The organism is Micromonospora sp. 050-3 (assembly GCF_046549335.1).
Classification (GTDB): Bacteria; Actinomycetota; Actinomycetes; order Mycobacteriales; family Micromonosporaceae; genus Micromonospora; species Micromonospora trifolii.
This window is the reverse complement of the sequence record NZ_JAJPVX010000003.1, coordinates 780,680-797,106: the sequence shown is the minus strand read 5'-3', so window position 1 is coordinate 797,106 and position 16,427 is coordinate 780,680. Positions and strand designations below refer to the sequence as shown.

Below are 16,427 nucleotides of genomic sequence, written 5' to 3'. Positions count from 1 at the left end.
CCACCTTGCCACCCTGGCCCTGGTCTGCTCGGTTCGCCTGGTTCGGCGGCTGGCGGGATGGCATCTCCCACCCACTAGCCGGAACCGTTCGGCAACTTCATCTCGGAGTCGTCTGCCCCCGCCGGAGGCACGCCCTTAATCGGCCGGCGCGCCGGCCGATGCCGGCGCTTGTACCATCAGCAGGCCGAGCGCGTCCGGCGCGGCCCGCCTGCGGGCCGCCTTGATCTGATAGAGCCAGATTCGGCAGCTCGGCTCGTTGCGCCTACTCGTTAAACTTGCTTGATGTCAAACCGGCACCGTTTGCCCTACGTAGTACTCCAAGATCTGGCAACTGCCCTCCGTGGGCTGCGGCGTCACGGAGAAGCCATATTCAACCGCGACGTTTCAGTGTTCGTGCAGGCGGCAGCCGCCCTTGACTTCGTGGCAAGGCGTCCACGCGGGACACGTCTAACGAAGGACGACGTTGCCAATGCGCTATCTTTGCTAGCAGGCTTACGGCTGATGATCGACGAACGGGAAGGGGATTTACTTAGGTACGCCCGCAAGCGAGGGCTTACGTATGAAGAGATCGCTCACGCGTTGGGCCTTAAGTCTCGTCAGGCCGCCGAGCAGCGCACTCTGCGACTTGAAGCTGCCGACACTTATGAGCAGCAGAGGCATCTTGAGACGAGATACCTTCAGCGATTTGGGTTCTCGCGCCCGCGCCGTACCAGCCCGTCTGAGTGGGTTGGCGTATGGCTCTCAATGGCCGATCCAGATGGAAGCGATCTGGTTGACGATTGATTGAGAGCGGACAACAGGCTCGCCAGAGAGCCAATTAGAGCTGCCGCAGCCATTGCGCGGTCCGGCTTAAGGGTCGCGATTGCCATGAATAAGAAGACGGCAAGTAGAGCAACTCCGCACGTTCTCTTGAATCGCTTTCGCTGATTAATTGCAGATAAGAGCCTAACGCGCGGCCTCATTGCGACTTGTCTCCCTACGGGGCTCGGCGGACCCCCTAATTATTGAATGCGCCTGCGGGTGCCCCTCTGAACCAAAATTTGTTATCCGGTACCAGCAGGCTTCTCGCGACAGGCTAGATGTGCCGCTGACCTGCGGTGCTGGCCGAGACTTCTAGCGCGAGATGTCAACGACCCGTTGACAGGCACAAGCGCGGGCGCTTGTCGGCCGGCCTTGACTCGATCTCCGTGAGCAACTCGGCAACTGACTGCCAGCACCCTCTAGCGACCGGCTGTCGCCTCTGCTCGGCATGATGTATGCATGCATCTGCTAGTGCTTGGCGGAACCTGGTTCGTAGGCCACGCGATCGTCACCGCCGCCATTGACGCCGGCTGGAAGGTCACCACGTTCAACCGCGGCACCTCCGACCCCTTCCTAGAGGCTGTACGGCCCATCCGGGGTGATCGAACCCGCCCGGAGGACGTCACCGCCCTCGCCGCCGCTGGGCCTTGGGATGCTGTGGTCGACACCTCGGGCTACGTGCCGAGGAACGTCCTCGACGTGGCTCGCGCGCTTGCTCCCGTCGTCGGCCGCTACGTCTTCATGTCCACGGTCAGCGTCTACCGAGACTGGCCATTGAAGCCGCTCACCGAACGCTCCGAAGTGCTCTACTGCCCGCCGGACGCCGGCCCGGACTACGGCACCGACACCGAAAACGGACCGACGCGGTACGGCTACCAGAAATCCGGATGCGAGGCCGCAGCGGTCGCCGCGTTCGGAATAGACCGGACGACGCTCCTGCGCCCCGGTGTTGTGCTCGGCCCGCGTGAGTACGTCGGCCGCCTGCCGTGGTGGCTGCGCCGCGTGGCTACTGGTGGGCGAGTCCTAGCCCCAGGTTCCCCTGACCGCAGCATTCAGCCGATCGACGTGCGTGACCTGGCCGCATTCGCACTCCACACCATCACCGAAGGTTCCTCGGGCGCGTTCAACGTCTGCGCCCCAGTGGACGGCGCGACCTTCGGCGGACTACTGGCGGACTGCGCCCAAGCGACCCGAGGTGACGCCTCATTCGATTGGATGCCCGACGAGGTGCTGCTCAGCCACGGCGTCCGGCAGTGGTCCGAGCTGCCCCTCTGGCGAACGTTCGACGGTGTGTGGCGCGTCGACACGGCCAGGGCGCAGACAGCCGGCCTGCGCTGCCGACCGCTCTCGCTGACCGTCCGCGACACCTGGCGATGGATGGTGGAGAACGGCGAGGTCAGCAACCACGATCGGGCTGCGGAGATCGGCATCAGCCGGGAGAAGGAAGAGCAGGTGCTGGCCGCCTGGCACCGGTCAGGTGAGCGGACGGGCTGACGTTTCCAACAACCACGCCGCGACGCACTCGGCGAGCTGGCGCGCGTCCGCGTCGCGGTCCCACGGCGATTCGCTCAGCAGGCGCTCGATCCGCGACAGCCGGCCTGTCAGCGAAACGTTGCGCTTTTGCGGCGGCAGGTCCAAGACGGTACGCAGCGCTTCGGCCGCACCGTCCTTGTCTCGCATGTGGAGGTGAGCAGCGGCTACATCGATCTGCGTCCCGTTGATCTGCGAGTACGGCCGCCTGGGCGAGGGCAACGCCTCGTACACCTGCAACGCCTCTCGGGCGTACCTCGCGGCCTGCTCGCCGTTTCGGAGGTCAAGCCATGCCGCCGCCGCACATGCCGCCGCCCGCGCTTCGCCGAAGGCGAACTCCCCGCCGGTGGAGGTGGCGAGTTCGTCAGGTCGTTCCGCTGCCGATTCTCTGTCTCGCTGGGCTGCTTCCAAGACGGCAGCGACTGAATCGGAATCCGCGAGCAAGGCATGAGAGCGGGAAGCGATATAGCGGAGCCTCAGCCTCGGCTCCCCCTCCGGGGCTGCTCGCATGGCACGAGCGAAGTAGCTCAGTGCGGAATCAGGCTCGTTGCGCCAGTTGGCAAGTGTCATTTGCAGGCCGTAGGTCCATGCCTTCAATGATGCGTGTCCGGCCAGATCGGCGTACTGCGTCGATGCTCTGGCCAGTGCCGCCGACTCGTTCCAGTGCCCGAGATCGAAGGCGGTGGAAGCCATCAGGGATGCGCTCTGGCCGATAGTTACGTACAGATCCGCCAGCTCACCGGGCCGACGGGTGCGCTCGACTAAAGCCCTTGCCTCGTCACGCAACCGACGGGCGCCGCGGAACACGTCGAAGGCTGTCATGCCGCCCGACCGAGCAAGCAGCGTCACGTCTTCCTGCAAGGACTCGATAGAGTCGTGCGGCAGAGCAAGACTCATCAGCAAGGAATCGTTGGCGACCGAGTCGGCAGCAGCGCTCACACCATCCAGAACAACGCCGTCACTGCCAGCAATTCCCTTTGGCTGCACTGGGCAGAGGGTTTCGAAGAACCGAGATCGAACCGAATCCGACACACGACCCAGGGCCGCGTTCAGCACGTCTTGATTCGCGTTTCCAGGAACAGTGTCGGGTCGGCTATGCCAGTAAGCGATTGTTCTTGTCGCGATCCCGAGCCACGCCGCGAATCCCTCGTTCGTCATTCCGGCGGCAGCTTGAAGCGAGCAGGCGAGGTTTCCTGTCCACCGATCTACCGTCGCCACCGTGGTCTCCCGAGCTTGCAAGTTGCATCGGATTGCCGCGCATTGCACTGGGTTTGCATGGGCGCTCCGCTCGGTTTCGACTTCACTGGGTTTCAGCAAGCCGAACGAGCCACCAACCACAGACTACTGAGGAGACTCCCGTGACTGAACCCCTCGCCTTCAAGAACGATCGCCCCCGGTTCCGGTCGGTTGCGGACACCGCAGCGATCCTCGGCATGTCGGAGGTGACCCTCTACCGGGCGATCCACGCCGGCCAGTTCCCCGCCATCAAGGTTCGGGGCCGCTTCGTAATCCCGGCGCGCGCCATCGACGACATGGAGGCGTCCGCACTGACGTACGGCCTGGTGGACGCCAGCAACCACACGTTGCGGGCCGCTGGATGACTGTTATCGGGCGACCCGCTTCGGCCCCGGCGGAGCAGGCGGGACGCTGTGCTCCCGAGCGAGCTTCCGGACATAGGCACCGCTGAACGGCGATAGCCGCTCGACCTCAGCGGGGCCAATGCCATCACGCAGCGCCGCGACCACCGCCGCAACCACCGCCTCGCGTGCGGCTTCATGAGCAGCTTCAGTACGCCGGTACCGCTTCGTAGCTGCTGACAGCTCATCTCGCGCATCACTCATCGAACCAACATACCGCTACCCCCTTGCGCAACAGAGCCGCGTATCGCTACCTTGTTGCGCAACAGAGGCGCGCATCTAGGGCGCCAGATCAGTTAGAAGGGACACGAAGTGACCGAGTCGAACCACTCCCTGGAGATCGAGCCGAGCGGGGCTGACCTCGCCGAGATCGAGCAGGAGTTGCCGCTGATTGAGGCTGAGGTTCTGCTGCTCGACGCACAGATTGTTGCGCTGGCCAGTGATGCCGGTCCGACCGAGTTGGACTGGCAGCGGCTTCGTCGGGCGCAGCGTCGGGTGCTGCGCGAAGCGCGTGCCCTGCTCGCCGTTCGCTCGGCCGCCAGCCAGGCCGCGTAGGCACCGGCCACCGTGAGCCGTCGATCCCCGATCCCCCGCCCCGCTGGCGAGGCCAGGCGCGGCGTGGACCCGATGGCCCTGCAAGAAGCCTTGTTCTCGCTCATCTACGGCACGGACGCATCGGAGGGACACCTGTCATGACCGCCCCCACGCTGTCGGCCTTTCCTCGGCCGGTCGAAGACCTGATCCCCGCCGCCCGAGACCTGGCCACCCAGCTCGGCGAGATCCCGTCGCGCAACCGCATCAAGAAGGAACTGCGGGTCGGCGGTCCGAAGGCAGACGCAATCCTCGCCGCTCTGGCCCGCACCGACACCCCGCCGGCCGACACCGAAGCCACTACGGACCCGGCCGACACCACCCCGGACCCGATCGCCGATCTGCCACCGGCACCGGACGTCCCGCCGGCCGCCGACCACGGCTCGCCGGTCGTGTCGGAGCAGGCAGTACCCGTCGCAGACCTGGGCACCAAGGTCGCCATCGAGGCCGACCAGACCGACTCCACGGACAACCGACGGGCGGTCGCCTGGCCGGTGGTGCTGCTGGCCCTGCCCGCGTTCGTCGCGATCTGGTCCGGCTGGGTCGGCCTCGGCGGACTCACCGGGTTCGGCATCGTGCACCCGCTCCCGGGCATCTGGGACAGCTTCTCCATCAACAGCGCGATCACTCTCCCGATCGGGGTGGAGACGTACGGCGCGTACGCCCTGTACGTGTGGCTGTCCGGGCGGGTGCCCGAGCGGGCACGCCGGTTCGCCAAGTGGTCCGCCCTCGGCTCCCTCGCCATCGGCGCACTCGGGCAGGTCGCCTACCACCTGTTGGAAGCCGCCGGAGTCACCTCGGCCCCGTGGTGGATCACCACCGCCGTGGCTTGCCTCCCGGTCGCGGTGCTCGGCATGGGCGCCGCACTCGCGCACCTCGTCCGCACCCACGACTAGTTCCGCCCGGCGGCACGGCCCCTGGCTCGCAACCTGTGCCGTGCCGCCGGCCCTCAACCCCCGACCCTCACGGATCAGATGGAGGAACACCCATCATGACGTCCCCCCGAGATGATGACCGATTCGACTGGCAGGCCGCCGAGAATGACCTGACCAAGCCCACCACCGGCCCGGATGCCGAAGTGGTCGACCTCGACGCCGCCCGGTCCCGCCGGCAGGCACCCACCCCGCCTACTGACGACAGCGACCCGGGCGACACCGGCCCTCGTCTGGTGGATTCGCCGGCCGCGCAGCGGTCGCCGCGGTTCAGTGTGGCGGGGTTGCAGGACGCGAAGCGTCGTCCGATCGTTCCGGCTTGGCTGCGCTCGCGCGCCGAGCTGCGCGACGCCGCCCGGTGGACGATCGGGCACCTGTTCCACGCCGGAGCGTTTCACCTGACCCGCACCCCGAAGTACGCCGGCAAGCTCGCATGGCGTGCCCCGCGCGGCGCGGGCCGACTGCTGGCCGGGTGGGGCCGGTGGTTGTTCGACCTGCAAGGCGAGCACGTGCGCCAGTTGACGGCGGACAAGGGCGACGCGGAGATGTACCTCAAGGTGTCGCGGCTGCGGGACCAGCGGGTCCGGTGGCGCGGGTTCATCACCGCCGCCGTCGTCCTGGGCGTGCTGCCCGCCCTTGGGATCGCATACGCCCTCGCCCCGGCCGAGGCCCGCTATGCCACCCTGGCCACGCTGCTGGCCGCGCTCGGTGCGCTGGGCCGTCCGGCGGATAAGCCGCTGCTCGACACCGCCGTGGTCGTGCCCCGCGTACAGAAACTCACCTCCGATGTGGTGGTGCGGGCGCTGGGCAACCTCGGCATCACCGGCATCAACCAGGCGCTGTCCAAGGGCGACCGGGGCAAGGACTGGTTCCCCGCACCGATCACCCGCGACGGCCCCGGCTGGCGCGCCGACGTGGAGCTGCCGAACGGGGTCACCGCCACCGAGGTCATCGAGAAGCGGGAAAAGCTCGCCGCCGGCCTGTCCCGCCCCCTCGGATGTGTGTGGCCCGAGGGACAGCCGGAGGTGCACCCCGGCCGGCTCGTGCTCTGGGTCGGGGATCAGGACATGTCCAAGGCCCGTAAGCCGGTGTGGCCGCTACTCAAGGCCGGCAGCGTGGACCTGTTCCGGCCGCAGCCGTTCGGCACCGACCCGCGCGGCCGCTGGGTCGACCTCACGCTGATGTTCATGGCCATGGTCATCGGCTCCATCCCCCGCATGGGCAAGACCTTCACCCTGCGGGAAGTCCTGCTCATCGCCGCACTCGACCCACGTGCCGAGATCCACGCCTACGACCTCAAGGGCACCGGCGACCTGTCGGCGTTAGAGCAGGTCGCGCACCGCTACCGCGCCGGGGAAGAGGACGAGGACATCGAGTACGCGGTAGCTGGCATGCGGGAGTTGCGCGAGGAACTGCGCCGCCGCGCGAAGGTGATCCGCGACCTGCCCCGCGACCTCTGCCCTGAGAACAAGGTCACCCCCGAGCTGGCGTCCAAGAAGAGCTTGGGTCTGCACCCGCTGGTGATCGGGGTTGATGAGTGCCAGAAGTGGTTCGAGCACCCCGAATACGGCAAAGAGTTGGAGGCCATCTCCACCGACCTCGTCAAGCGCGGGCCGGCGCTCGGGATCATCCCGGTGTTCGCTACCCAGCGGCCGGACGCCAAGAGCCTGCCCACGGGTATCTCGGCCAACGCGTCGACCCGGTTCTGTCTCAAGGTGATGGGGCAGACCGAGAACGACATGGTGCTCGGTACCTCGCAGTACAAGCAGGGCATCAGAGCGACCATGTTCGCCTGGACCGACAAGGGCACCGGCTACTTCGTCGGTGAGGGAGCCGACGCGAGGATCACCACCACCGTCAACATCGACGGCCCGCTAGCCGAGAAGATCGCCGCCCGTGCACGCATCGCCCGCGAAGCCGCCGGACGGCTGACCGGGCACGCCCTCGGCGAGCAGCCCGCCAAGGTGCAGACGCTGTCCTACAACCTTCTCGACGACATCACCGCCGTGGTGCCCGCCAGTGAAGCCAAGGTGTGGTGCCGCACCGTCGCCGCCCGGCTGGCCGAGCTGCGACCCGACGTATACGCCGGGTGGGACGGCGAGCAGGTAACCGTCGCCTTGAAGCCGTTCGGAGTGAAGGTCGGCCAGACGTGGGGCACCGACCCGGACACCGGCAAGGGAGCCAACCGGGGCGGCTTCGAACGCGCCGCCATCATCGCCGCGATCGCGGAGCGTAACCGGAAGCGCGACGCAAGCTAACCGCCGATCGGTCCTAGGTCTAGGAGCAGCCACCTCCTAGACCTAGGACCTCCCCTAGGACGCCATCCCAACCGTGATCAGGACGCTAGGAATCTAGCGGCCTCCCCCAACCACACCCGAAAACCGGCCCTGGAGGCTGTCATGGACCCCCGCGACCTGCTAGCCACCGCACCCTGCCTCATCCTCACCGCACTCACGCTCAGTTACCTCGCCCTGTGCGTGGCTGCGCCCTTCGGACGCTGCCGCACCTGCAGGGGCACCGGCCGCAAGCGGTCCCCGCTCGGCCGTCTGCGGCGGGAGTGCCGCCGCTGCGCCGGCACCGGGCTGCGGCTACGCGTCGGCCGGCACGCCATCAACCACATCAAAGACGAGTACCAGGCGGCCAAGCGATGAACCGCCGCGCCGGCCGGGACGGACACACCGAGTGGTGCGGCAAGGACCACCGCTGCAACCTCGGCGAGCACCGATCCGACGAAATCGTGGTCGACGTTGCCGGCCGTTCCCGGGCCGTGCTCGTGCGGGTGCGCACCGCCGCCGGCCGCGAGCACGCCGAGGTGCGCGTCAGGGTCGCACTCGCACCGGGCGAACTGGCAGCGCGGCGGCAGTTGGTGGGGCTGCTCGGTGACCTGCGGGAAACCGTGACCCGCGCCGCCATCGCAGGTCGCCCCCGACCCAGGCGGGCCGCCTGATGTCCGCCGCGCGCCGTGATGGGCCGTCGCCGCGTGACGCCCGGCTGTCCGGGTTGGAGGTGTGGCTCACCGGCACTCCCGCCGAGCTGAACGCCGTCACTGCCGCGCTGGTCGACGTCGGGCACCTCACGCAGCACGGCACCCGCCGGCCGCTGACCGGTGCCGACGCCGGCCGCTACCGGCTCTATCTACGCCTCAGCGTCACCGCCGGGCGGCAGCGGCCCACCGGCACCCCGGAAGCCTCCGGCGGCGCGCTGATCGACCTCACGGCCGCCCGCGCCGCCCGCCGCCCGGCCTGACCCCCATCCCCCCGAGCCTTGGGAGATGCCCCATGCCTGACCTTCTGACGGCCGCGCTCGCGCACGCTGCGCGCGGCTGGCACGTCTTCCCCCTGCGTCCCGACGACCCACCCGACGACCCGAACCACGCCAAGCGGCCCGCATTCCCCGCCCGCTGCACCGCCGAGCACTGCCCCCGCACCGACCCGCGCTGCCGCGCCGCCGGCCGGCACGTCGGCTGGGAGGAACGCGCCACCACCGACCCGCAGCGCATCCGCCGGGCATGGTCGACCCGCCCCTACGGCATTGGGATCGCGTGTGGCCCGTCCGGGCTGGTCGTGGTCGACCTCGACGTGCCCAAGCACGCCGACGACACCCCGCCCCCACGGTGGGTCGGGGCGTGCGACGGCCTGGACGTGTTCGCCACCCTCGCCAACCGGCACGGCGGCATCGACGCCACGTACACCGTGACCACGGCCAGCGGCGGCAGTCACCTCTACTACCGCCACCCCACCGGCGGGCCGCAGCTGCGCAACACCACCGGCGACCGGGGCGGGCTGGGGTGGAAGGTCGACACCCGCGCGCACGGTGGCTACGTCGTCGCCGCCGGCAGCACCGCCGCTGGCCACCCGTACGAGGTGGCGTTGAACTGCGACCCGGCGCCGCTGCCCGAATGGGTGGCCGGGCTGCTCGCCCCCGCCCCGCGACCCGCGCACCGGCCCGCACCGGTGGCGCTGCCGGCCGACCGGCGCGGCGCGTACCTAGCAGCGGCGATCCGCCGGCAACTCGCCCACCTCACCGCCGCCCCGGAGGGCCAGCGCAACCACGCCCTGTTCACCTCAGCAGTAGCGCTCGGCCAGCTCGCCGCCGGGGGCGCGCTCACCGACACCGACGTGACCGCCGTGCTGCAACCCGCCGCGCTGTCGCTCGGCCTGCCCGCCGGGGAAGTCGCTCGCACGATCGCGTCGGGGCTACGGACCGGGGCGCGGAACCCGCGCCGCCTGGGCAGCGTGGGGCGGGCGGCATGAGCGGGATCGGCGACAACCAGAGTTGTCGCCGCGCGCCCCAGCTCCACGCGGCGACGGGCCATGTCGCCGAGCACGCCGCCGCGCTAGCCACCGCGCAAACCCCCTCGGATGCCCTCGCCGCGCTGACAGCGCTGGAAGCCGCCTGCCGAGAGGCCCGGGAGTGGATCGCGGTCGACTCGGTGCTCATCGACGGTTGGTCGTATGCCGACGTGGGCCGGGCGATGGGCACCACCCGGCAGGCAGCCAGCAAGGCATACGCCGACGCCGTCAACACTCGAATGCGGCGCACCGTGATGGGCCGAGACGACGCGGTCGTAATCGTGCCGTGCGGCATGGCCAAGCTCGACCGACCCGCGCCCGCCGGGCGCATATACACCGGCAGCTACCACCGCGCATGCAGGCGCGCAGCGGACCGAATCGGCGGACGGCTGCTCATCCTGTCCGCCCGCTACGGGCTCCTCACACCGGACACCGTGATCGAGCCGTACGAGCTGCGCATGGGCCAACCCGGCGCGGTAGGCGTGCCGACCATCCGCGCGCAAGCACGCCGGCTGGGCATCGACGTGGCCGACACCGTGACCGTGCTCGCCGGCCGCGACTACGCCGACCCCGTCACAGCGGTATGGCCCCACGCCCGCCGACCGCTCGACGGCACACGCGGGATGCCCGAACAGTTGGCCGTGCTCGCCGAGCTGGCGCGCACACCGACAACCGCAGTTGTCACCGAACGACACACGGAAGGACTCGCCGCATGAGCACCCGGTTGCAGATCGGCTCCGGCCCCGAAACCATCCGCGTGCTCAAAGCCGCGCTGGTCGACGGGCTGCTACCCGACACCTACGTGTCCGCCGGTTCCCTCGTGCACATGGAAGCCGTCTCCGGCGGGCTAGCCACCGCCGCCGACGAAGACTCCCCGCTGCCGGTATCCGCGAGCATGGTCAACCCCGCCGGGCTAGCCGGACTGCTCGCCGAGCACGCCTACGTGTACCGGCTCAAGACCCGCAAGAGCGACACCGGCGACCCCGAAATGTACGAAGACGAGGTGACCCCACCTCGCGACATCCTGTCGTCCGTGCTGGCCGGCAAAACCTGGCCGGGCGTACCGCCGCTGCGCGGAATCATCGGCGCCCCCGTGCTGCGCCGAGACGGCACCCTGCTCCAGCAACCCGGCTACGACCCGGCCACCGGCCTCTACCTGGCATCCAAAGTCGCCCTGCCGCCCGTTCCGGACGAACCGACGCCGGAGCAGGTCCACGAGGCGCGCACGTTCCTCCTCGGCCGCTTCCTGCGGGACTTCCCATGGGCCTCCGCGGCTGACCGGGCGAACTACGTGGCACTGCTGGCCACGCCGATCCTGCGACACTTCACCCGCTCCCTGACGCCGTTCGCGCTCATCGACGCCACCATGCCCTCATCGGGTAAGACGATCCTCACGGCCGGGCCGGGGATGCTCTACGGCCAGCGGGTCATGACCTGGGCATACTCCGATGAAGAGTTGCGCAAGTCCATCACGGCGGTGCTGGCCGAGCAGGTCGGCGTGGTGATCTGGGACAACCTGGCCGAGGGAACCGTCATCGACTCCGCCGTGCTCGCGCAACTCGTCACCTCCGGTGTCTGGTCCGACCGGCAGCTCGGCGCGTCGCGCAACGTCGCCACCGTCAACGACCGGCTCTGGATGGCCACCGGCAACAACCTCCAGGTCGGCGGGGACATGGCCTCCCGCACCGTGCGGGTGCGCCTCGACCCGGACATGCCCCGCCCCGAATTGCGCGACCAACGCGGGTTCGGCATCCCGCACCTTGACCAGTGGATCACCGACCCGGCGAACCAACTGACCGTGTTGTGGCACCTGCTGGTGCTGGTGCTCGACTGGACGCGCCGGGGAGCACCTCGGGTGTCGGGGTTGTCGATGCGGCAGTTCACCCCGTGGGCACAAGCCCTCGGCGGGTTTCTCGCCCATCACGGCATCGACGGGTTCCTCACCAACGCCGCCGACATTCGTGAGATCGATGAAGACGAAACGCGCTGGCGCGCGTTCCTCACCTGCTGGCACGACCGCCACGGCGGCCGTGCGATGACCGCCGCCGAACTCCGCCAAGACGGCGAACCGATGCACCTCGGCAGCGACGCCCACGACCCGTGGGACGGGCAGTTCATCACCACCCACAACGGCCGCCTACCCAACCCCCTGCAACTCGGCCGACTGCTCACAGGTCAGGCCGGGCGGTGGCGCGGCGAGCACGTCATCCGTGCCGGCCGCAACGACCGGGGAGACCGGTCCGTGTTCTGGGTCGAACGCCACGAGGGGTGAAACCCGCTGAACCATCTCCGCATCTCCGCAACGCCGCACCGACCCCCTACCACCAGGGAAAACACTCTGCGGAGATCAAAACCAAGAGGATCATCGATCTCCGCATCTCCGCAACCAACTGCGGAGATCCCACCTCTTTGCGGAGATGACCCCTCACCACCTCCGACCATCTCCGCCAGCATTTGCCCAGCTCACAGCCATGTTTGCGGAGATGCGGAGATGCGGAGATGGTTCAGCCCCTCCCACAACGAGCGCCGACCACCGCAACTGGCCCACGCAATCGGCCCGCTGAGAGCCCTTCAGGCGAACCGGCCCATGCGCCACCCCACCGGCCCGCCCGAGATCCTGGCCCTACGGACCTCATAGCGGGCCGCTCATTACGCGGGACCCGGGCCTACGTCCATCGGCGACCACGCCGCCTCGTCGGTTTCATCGGGTGCAGCCAGCCCATGCATCAGGATGTCCAGGTGACGCCGAGTCTCCACGACGAACTGCTGGAGCATCGGCATCACGTCGTGCGTCTGGTCGCGGTACGTGAGTTGCACCTTCATGCCTGGGCGGAGGATCATCCGTCCAACCATCCTGATCGGCGCTCCGGCGTGGATCGTCCCGAGCACCACGCCATCTCCAAACTTGACGTCCGAGCGCATGTCGACCCGTGGCCTGGCTTCGGTGCCGTGGTCCTCGTACTCGAACGATCCGCCGAGGTTGATTTCGTGCAGGTCGGCCGAGACTGTCAATATGTCGCGGTGCTTGTCCTGAATATCGAGATCGTGGAGCATCGACAGCATCGAGAGGCCGCCGGCTGGCATGTAGGTGAACGGTTGCATGATCCGGAGCCGTTCCTGGAACTCCGGCTGGATCTCACCGACCCAAGCCCTGACGGCCTCGTCCCATTGCCGCTCGTCATCGCAGATCGGGAAGGTGACGCGTTTGGGACGGGTCGGTTGTGCGTCGTTGAAGTGCGCCATGCCCCACGCCACGGCATCCAAGGCGCTTCGGAGATTGTGCAGGGCATCGCCGAGGTCGAGCGCCCACTCGTGCTTGGGAATCCCGCGCGGAACTCGGGATACTAGATCAAACCCTTGACGGTCCTCACGCAACACTGCGTCCACGGACACAGGCGCGCTGGCGTGCCACTCACCGAACTTCGACTGCAGGGCACCGGTGTGCGAGTTCCCTCGGCTCCATTTGAGATCGGGCCACGTCGTGAAGTTGACTCCGCCGACGAGCTGAATCGGCTGCGCGAAGGGCGGTTGGCTGTCTGCGACAGCGGCATCATCGAGCACGGCACAAGCATCGCATCTGCCGAGCTGGCCGACGGACACCCTTACGCCGGCTGCCAGGTCCCGCGACAGAGGGCAGCCACGCCCGAGCAAGGCAGCAGAGAGTACCCAACTGGCCAGCTGTAAGTGATCGCAAGAGCTTCTACTGTCTCGCTATGGGCAGACGTCGCCCCACGTGGGCCATTGTGGATCTACCTCCCGGCACACTCCCCCGACACACCCGAATGGCACACCGCCCTCGCGCCGCAGCAGAGTCAGCCGCAGCAATAGGCCTGTGCGGCGCAGATCTGAGCGCAGCCGAGGAACATGCGGGCAATCTCGTTCGCGGCACAACGCCGTGCACGGAGTGCGCGCGCCTCGCGGCCGCCAAGCGGGAGAGGGAAAAAGCGCTCAAGGAACGCCGCAAACTACGCGCCCAGCTTGAGCGGTATTTTCCTGAGCGAGCCGAGGTCAGATTGCCGAGCACAGCAGAAGTAGCGCGCTCGGAAGCAGCCGACCGGCGAGACCGCATCCGCGACCGAGGCGTCTCGCTTCGCACCGTGCGGGGCGGACTACCTACCCTCGGTCGCCACCGATAAGCCAGCCTGCCCCGACTACCTGAACCTGCATCGGTCGGCCGTGGAGCTAGTCGTGGTGCGAACTGCAGTATGGGGGAGCAGCTGCGGCAACCAGAGCAAGCCAGTAAGCAGCTACGGAAGACCAGGGAAACCTGGGGTTAGAACGCGAACACCACTTCTAATCCCAAGGCCGCAGGTTCGAATCCTGCCGGGCGCACCACCGCTGACGTGCAGCTTCCGCTCCGAAGTTGGTAATCCGGAGGTTGGCAGGCACGGGACCACAATCGAGCGCTGCCGCCAGCCCGCCCTCCATACGACCGAGACCTTCCCCAGACGACAGACGGCCCCTGCCCTGACGGGAGGGACCGTGTGGCGCTCGGCTTCACCTTGCGGCAAGGCCCGCGCGGAGCGTGTGCTCAGCCCTACTGGTGGCGCTCATTGCGCCGAAGGGCCTCTTCGAGTTGGTCCTCAAGAATGATGATCCGGCAGGCCGAGGCCATGTCGGTGCCCTGGTCGCACATCTCCCGGGCTCTCGCGGCGAGGCGCAGTTGGTAGCGGGAGTAGCGGCGGTGCCCTCCACTGGAGCGCTGCGGGTCGATCAGTTTCGCTTCGCCGAGCCGGCGTAGAAAGTCCTGCGAGCAGCCGAGGATCTCTGCGGCACGGCCCATCGTGTAGGCGGGGTAGTCCTCATCGTCGAGCATGTCGTCGGGTTGAGCCATGGAACCTCCATCACGAGGGCCCCGGTGCTCGGAAGCACCGGGGCCCAAGGGTTGTGGGTCAGGAACACCATCTACCGACAGAACGTCGGCTTGTCTTGTCCGCACCAGCCGTCAGGGACGGCTTCGGGTGCGAGGATCGCATAAGCGTGACCGGAGACCACCTCTCCTTAGAGGGAAACTGCGGTGTCCGCACCCAGCCCACGAACGCGACTGGCAGCGGGCGATCCAACGGTGTAAAGCCCTCCCTTGCCTCTGATTTCCTCTGCTGTACTCCGTGCTGTCCGTCGGTGTCCGAGCCCCACGCGACTTCATGGCCCCAACACGTACGACGAACTCTCCTTACCTCGGGTGAAGCCCTGAACAAGCGTCGGCCCCACCCGCTGTCACGCGTACTACCTAACTGCGGCAAATGTCTGCCGCCGAGCCGAGCAGGGCTTGCAAGATCCCTGGCCCCACTCCTTCGCCCTCGTGCGGGGCGGCAACGTCAGCGTCTTTGTTTGCTCTGTTTTCGACACGAGGAACGTTAGCCGGTGCCGGCGCGAATGTCTAGCGCTTCGCACATAGATTTTCTCCGAGTACGGGGATAGCCCGCCGGCGCAGCCATCCGTGCAGCCAAGACCGTCGTGGCTGGGTCGGCGCGGAGATCTCCTGCCGCCAAGAAGTGCCCGGCAGGTGTCTACGGGTTGGCCGACCTACGGCGTTAATAGGGCGTGACGTTCGAGGAGTACGCGTTCGCTCGCACTTCGGCGCTGGTGCGGCTCGCCCGGGCTGCTGACCGGTGACGAGCATCGAGCCGAGGACCTGGTTCAGGAGGTCCTCGCCCGGGCGTACGCCCGGTGGGGGCGCATCTCGCGGACGGACCGGCCGGACGCCTACGTCCGGCGCATGCTCGTCAACACCCACAACTCGTGGTGGCGTCGCTCTCACCTCGGTGGTGCTGGCGATCCCGGGCGTTCGGAGCACCGATGACCCGATCATGCCGGCCGCGGCGCTGATGCTGCCGCAGGCACAGAGCGTTGGGACCGTACGGCCCGACGCGGTCGGTGCCGATCCCGCGACACTGCACTTCTCGACCGACGCTCTGGTCAGCGATGCCGATGTCGCGTCGTGGCGCACCGGGCGCGGCATCGAGAGCGTCGAGTTCCGGGGCCCGAGCGGTCAGGCCCGTTTCGTGTTGGCGCGCACCGAGGTGTTGCTGGATGGGCTCCAGCAGACGTTGTCCTCGCAGGGGCGACCGCAGGGACGGACCGAGGTGCGGGTCGGCGACCGCTCGGGGGTCGCCTGGTTCGATCCGTCCGGTGACCGGAAGCTGTGGTTCGTCCGCTGGCAACCCGCTGACGGGCTCTGGGCCCAGGTGGACGTGTACGCGACCACCAGCGACGAGGCGGTCGGCACGGCGAGCCGGGTCCGGTTCGACGGTGCCCACCGCTGCATCGTGCCGTTCCGCCTGGAGTCGCTGCCGCCCGACGGACGGCTGCTGGAGTGCTCGGTCACGCTCGGCCGGTCGGCGCGGGACTCCTTCGTCGAGGGCACTCTGGTGGTCGGTGACGCCTCCGGCCGTTGGCTGACTGTTCGGGCGCAACCCGCCCCGGCCGGCGACGACGCTCGCCCCGGGGATCTCGTCGCCGGCCCGTACCGGGCTCGCCGGCAAGGCAGCGACGTGCTGGAGATGACAGTCGAGCCGTGCGTCGTCGAGGCGTTCCGCAGGGGTTGGGGGAACGGCTACACCGAGGCGGAGGGCTTGGCGATCCTCGGCGGGTACCGGCCGGCCCGCGATCTCGACCGCCCCGACACCTGGTGACGCCGGGTG

At 68.2% G+C, this 16,427-nt stretch carries 15 protein-coding genes and 1 pseudogene; 13 read left to right on the top strand and 3 right to left on the bottom strand.

All coding sequences use genetic code 11. The annotated features are described in order from the left end of the window. Positions 1-1,260 precede the first annotated feature (1,260 nt). A complete protein-coding gene (locus tag ACLJOK_RS31765; protein ID WP_410822150.1) occupies positions 1,261-2,295 on the top strand; it encodes an NAD-dependent epimerase/dehydratase family protein in 1,035 nt (344 codons plus the stop codon). On the opposite strand, the gene ACLJOK_RS31760 is transcribed toward ACLJOK_RS31765, so the two are convergent. Beyond that, on the bottom strand, positions 2,275-3,489 hold the full coding sequence (locus ACLJOK_RS31760; protein WP_410822149.1) for a hypothetical protein: 1,215 nt from the start codon (positions 3,487-3,489) through the stop codon (positions 2,275-2,277). The genes ACLJOK_RS31765 and ACLJOK_RS31760 overlap by 21 nt on opposite strands. Positions 3,490-3,689: 200 nt before the next feature. Between ACLJOK_RS31760 and ACLJOK_RS31755 the strand changes: the two genes are divergently transcribed. From ACLJOK_RS31755 to ACLJOK_RS31710, 10 genes are all read left to right on the top strand, one after another. After that, on the top strand, positions 3,690-3,932 hold the full coding sequence (locus ACLJOK_RS31755) for a helix-turn-helix domain-containing protein (protein ID WP_410822148.1): 243 nt from the start codon (positions 3,690-3,692) through the stop codon (positions 3,930-3,932). A gap of 348 nt (positions 3,933-4,280) precedes the next feature. Beyond that, on the top strand, positions 4,281-4,523 hold the full coding sequence (locus tag ACLJOK_RS31750) for a DUF6284 family protein (protein WP_410822147.1): 243 nt from the start codon (positions 4,281-4,283) through the stop codon (positions 4,521-4,523). Between the two features lie 137 nt (positions 4,524-4,660). After that, positions 4,661-5,455 (top strand): ABC transporter permease, encoded by a 795-nt coding sequence (locus tag ACLJOK_RS31745; RefSeq protein ID WP_410822146.1) that lies wholly within the window; start codon positions 4,661-4,663, stop codon positions 5,453-5,455. A 95-nt stretch (positions 5,456-5,550) separates the two neighbouring features. Next, positions 5,551-7,749: a cell division protein FtsK gene (locus tag ACLJOK_RS31740; RefSeq protein ID WP_410822145.1), complete on the top strand. Its 2,199-nt coding sequence runs from the start codon at positions 5,551-5,553 to the stop codon at positions 7,747-7,749. A 141-nt stretch (positions 7,750-7,890) separates the two neighbouring features. Beyond that, positions 7,891-8,142, top strand: coding sequence for a hypothetical protein (locus tag ACLJOK_RS31735; RefSeq protein ID WP_410822144.1), 252 nt, complete (start codon positions 7,891-7,893; stop codon positions 8,140-8,142). Then, a complete protein-coding gene (locus tag ACLJOK_RS31730) occupies positions 8,139-8,438 on the top strand; it encodes a hypothetical protein (protein WP_410822143.1) in 300 nt (99 codons plus the stop codon). Before ACLJOK_RS31735 ends, ACLJOK_RS31730 begins: the two co-directional genes overlap by 4 nt. Continuing rightward, positions 8,438-8,737, top strand: coding sequence for a hypothetical protein (locus ACLJOK_RS31725; protein WP_410822142.1), 300 nt, complete (start codon positions 8,438-8,440; stop codon positions 8,735-8,737). The genes ACLJOK_RS31730 and ACLJOK_RS31725 overlap by 1 nt, the downstream gene beginning before the upstream one ends. Before the next feature lie 32 nt (positions 8,738-8,769). Beyond that, positions 8,770-9,744 (top strand): bifunctional DNA primase/polymerase, encoded by a 975-nt coding sequence (locus tag ACLJOK_RS31720; RefSeq protein ID WP_410822141.1) that lies wholly within the window; start codon positions 8,770-8,772, stop codon positions 9,742-9,744. Continuing rightward, the gene (locus ACLJOK_RS31715) at positions 9,741-10,499 is read left to right on the top strand and encodes a DUF6884 domain-containing protein (RefSeq protein WP_410822140.1); all 759 of its coding nucleotides are present in this window, start codon (positions 9,741-9,743) and stop codon (positions 10,497-10,499) included. The genes ACLJOK_RS31720 and ACLJOK_RS31715 overlap by 4 nt, the downstream gene beginning before the upstream one ends. Continuing rightward, the gene (locus ACLJOK_RS31710) at positions 10,496-12,055 is read left to right on the top strand and encodes a hypothetical protein (RefSeq protein ID WP_410822139.1); all 1,560 of its coding nucleotides are present in this window, start codon (positions 10,496-10,498) and stop codon (positions 12,053-12,055) included. The genes ACLJOK_RS31715 and ACLJOK_RS31710 overlap by 4 nt, the downstream gene beginning before the upstream one ends. Before the next feature lie 377 nt (positions 12,056-12,432). On the opposite strand, the gene ACLJOK_RS31705 is transcribed toward ACLJOK_RS31710, so the two are convergent. Continuing rightward, on the bottom strand, positions 12,433-13,344 hold the full coding sequence (locus tag ACLJOK_RS31705) for a hypothetical protein (protein WP_410822138.1): 912 nt from the start codon (positions 13,342-13,344) through the stop codon (positions 12,433-12,435). A gap of 976 nt (positions 13,345-14,320) precedes the next feature. Next, entirely contained in the window at positions 14,321-14,617 is a 297-nt protein-coding gene (locus tag ACLJOK_RS31700) for a MerR family transcriptional regulator (RefSeq protein ID WP_410822137.1), read from the bottom strand. Between the two features lie 710 nt (positions 14,618-15,327). On the opposite strand from ACLJOK_RS31700, the pseudogene ACLJOK_RS31695 reads away from it, so the two are divergent. Together ACLJOK_RS31695 and ACLJOK_RS31690 are read left to right on the top strand one after the other, a co-directional pair. Beyond that, positions 15,328-15,538 (top strand): annotated as a pseudogene (locus tag ACLJOK_RS31695) (sigma factor); the annotation flags it as partial. Between the two features lie 55 nt (positions 15,539-15,593). After that, positions 15,594-16,418 carry a hypothetical protein gene (locus tag ACLJOK_RS31690; protein ID WP_410822136.1) on the top strand — a complete coding sequence of 275 codons (825 nt, stop codon included), beginning with the start codon at positions 15,594-15,596 and terminating at the stop codon, positions 16,416-16,418. Positions 16,419-16,427: the final 9 nt, after the last annotated feature.

Coding starts and splice junctions, on each gene's coding strand:
- ACLJOK_RS31765 (WP_410822150.1), top strand. CDS start 1,261: ATGCATCTGCTAGTGCTTGGCGGAACCTGGTTCGTAGGCCACGCGATC.
- ACLJOK_RS31700 (WP_410822137.1), bottom strand. CDS start 14,617: ATGGCTCAACCCGACGACATGCTCGACGATGAGGACTACCCCGCCTAC.
- ACLJOK_RS31725 (WP_410822142.1), top strand. CDS start 8,438: ATGTCCGCCGCGCGCCGTGATGGGCCGTCGCCGCGTGACGCCCGGCTG.
- ACLJOK_RS31730 (WP_410822143.1), top strand. CDS start 8,139: ATGAACCGCCGCGCCGGCCGGGACGGACACACCGAGTGGTGCGGCAAG.
- ACLJOK_RS31715 (WP_410822140.1), top strand. CDS start 9,741: ATGAGCGGGATCGGCGACAACCAGAGTTGTCGCCGCGCGCCCCAGCTC.
- ACLJOK_RS31690 (WP_410822136.1), top strand. CDS start 15,594: ATGCCGGCCGCGGCGCTGATGCTGCCGCAGGCACAGAGCGTTGGGACC.
- ACLJOK_RS31740 (WP_410822145.1), top strand. CDS start 5,551: ATGACGTCCCCCCGAGATGATGACCGATTCGACTGGCAGGCCGCCGAG.
- ACLJOK_RS31735 (WP_410822144.1), top strand. CDS start 7,891: ATGGACCCCCGCGACCTGCTAGCCACCGCACCCTGCCTCATCCTCACC.
- ACLJOK_RS31745 (WP_410822146.1), top strand. CDS start 4,661: ATGACCGCCCCCACGCTGTCGGCCTTTCCTCGGCCGGTCGAAGACCTG.
- ACLJOK_RS31760 (WP_410822149.1), bottom strand. CDS start 3,489: ATGACGAACGAGGGATTCGCGGCGTGGCTCGGGATCGCGACAAGAACA.
- ACLJOK_RS31720 (WP_410822141.1), top strand. CDS start 8,770: ATGCCTGACCTTCTGACGGCCGCGCTCGCGCACGCTGCGCGCGGCTGG.
- ACLJOK_RS31710 (WP_410822139.1), top strand. CDS start 10,496: ATGAGCACCCGGTTGCAGATCGGCTCCGGCCCCGAAACCATCCGCGTG.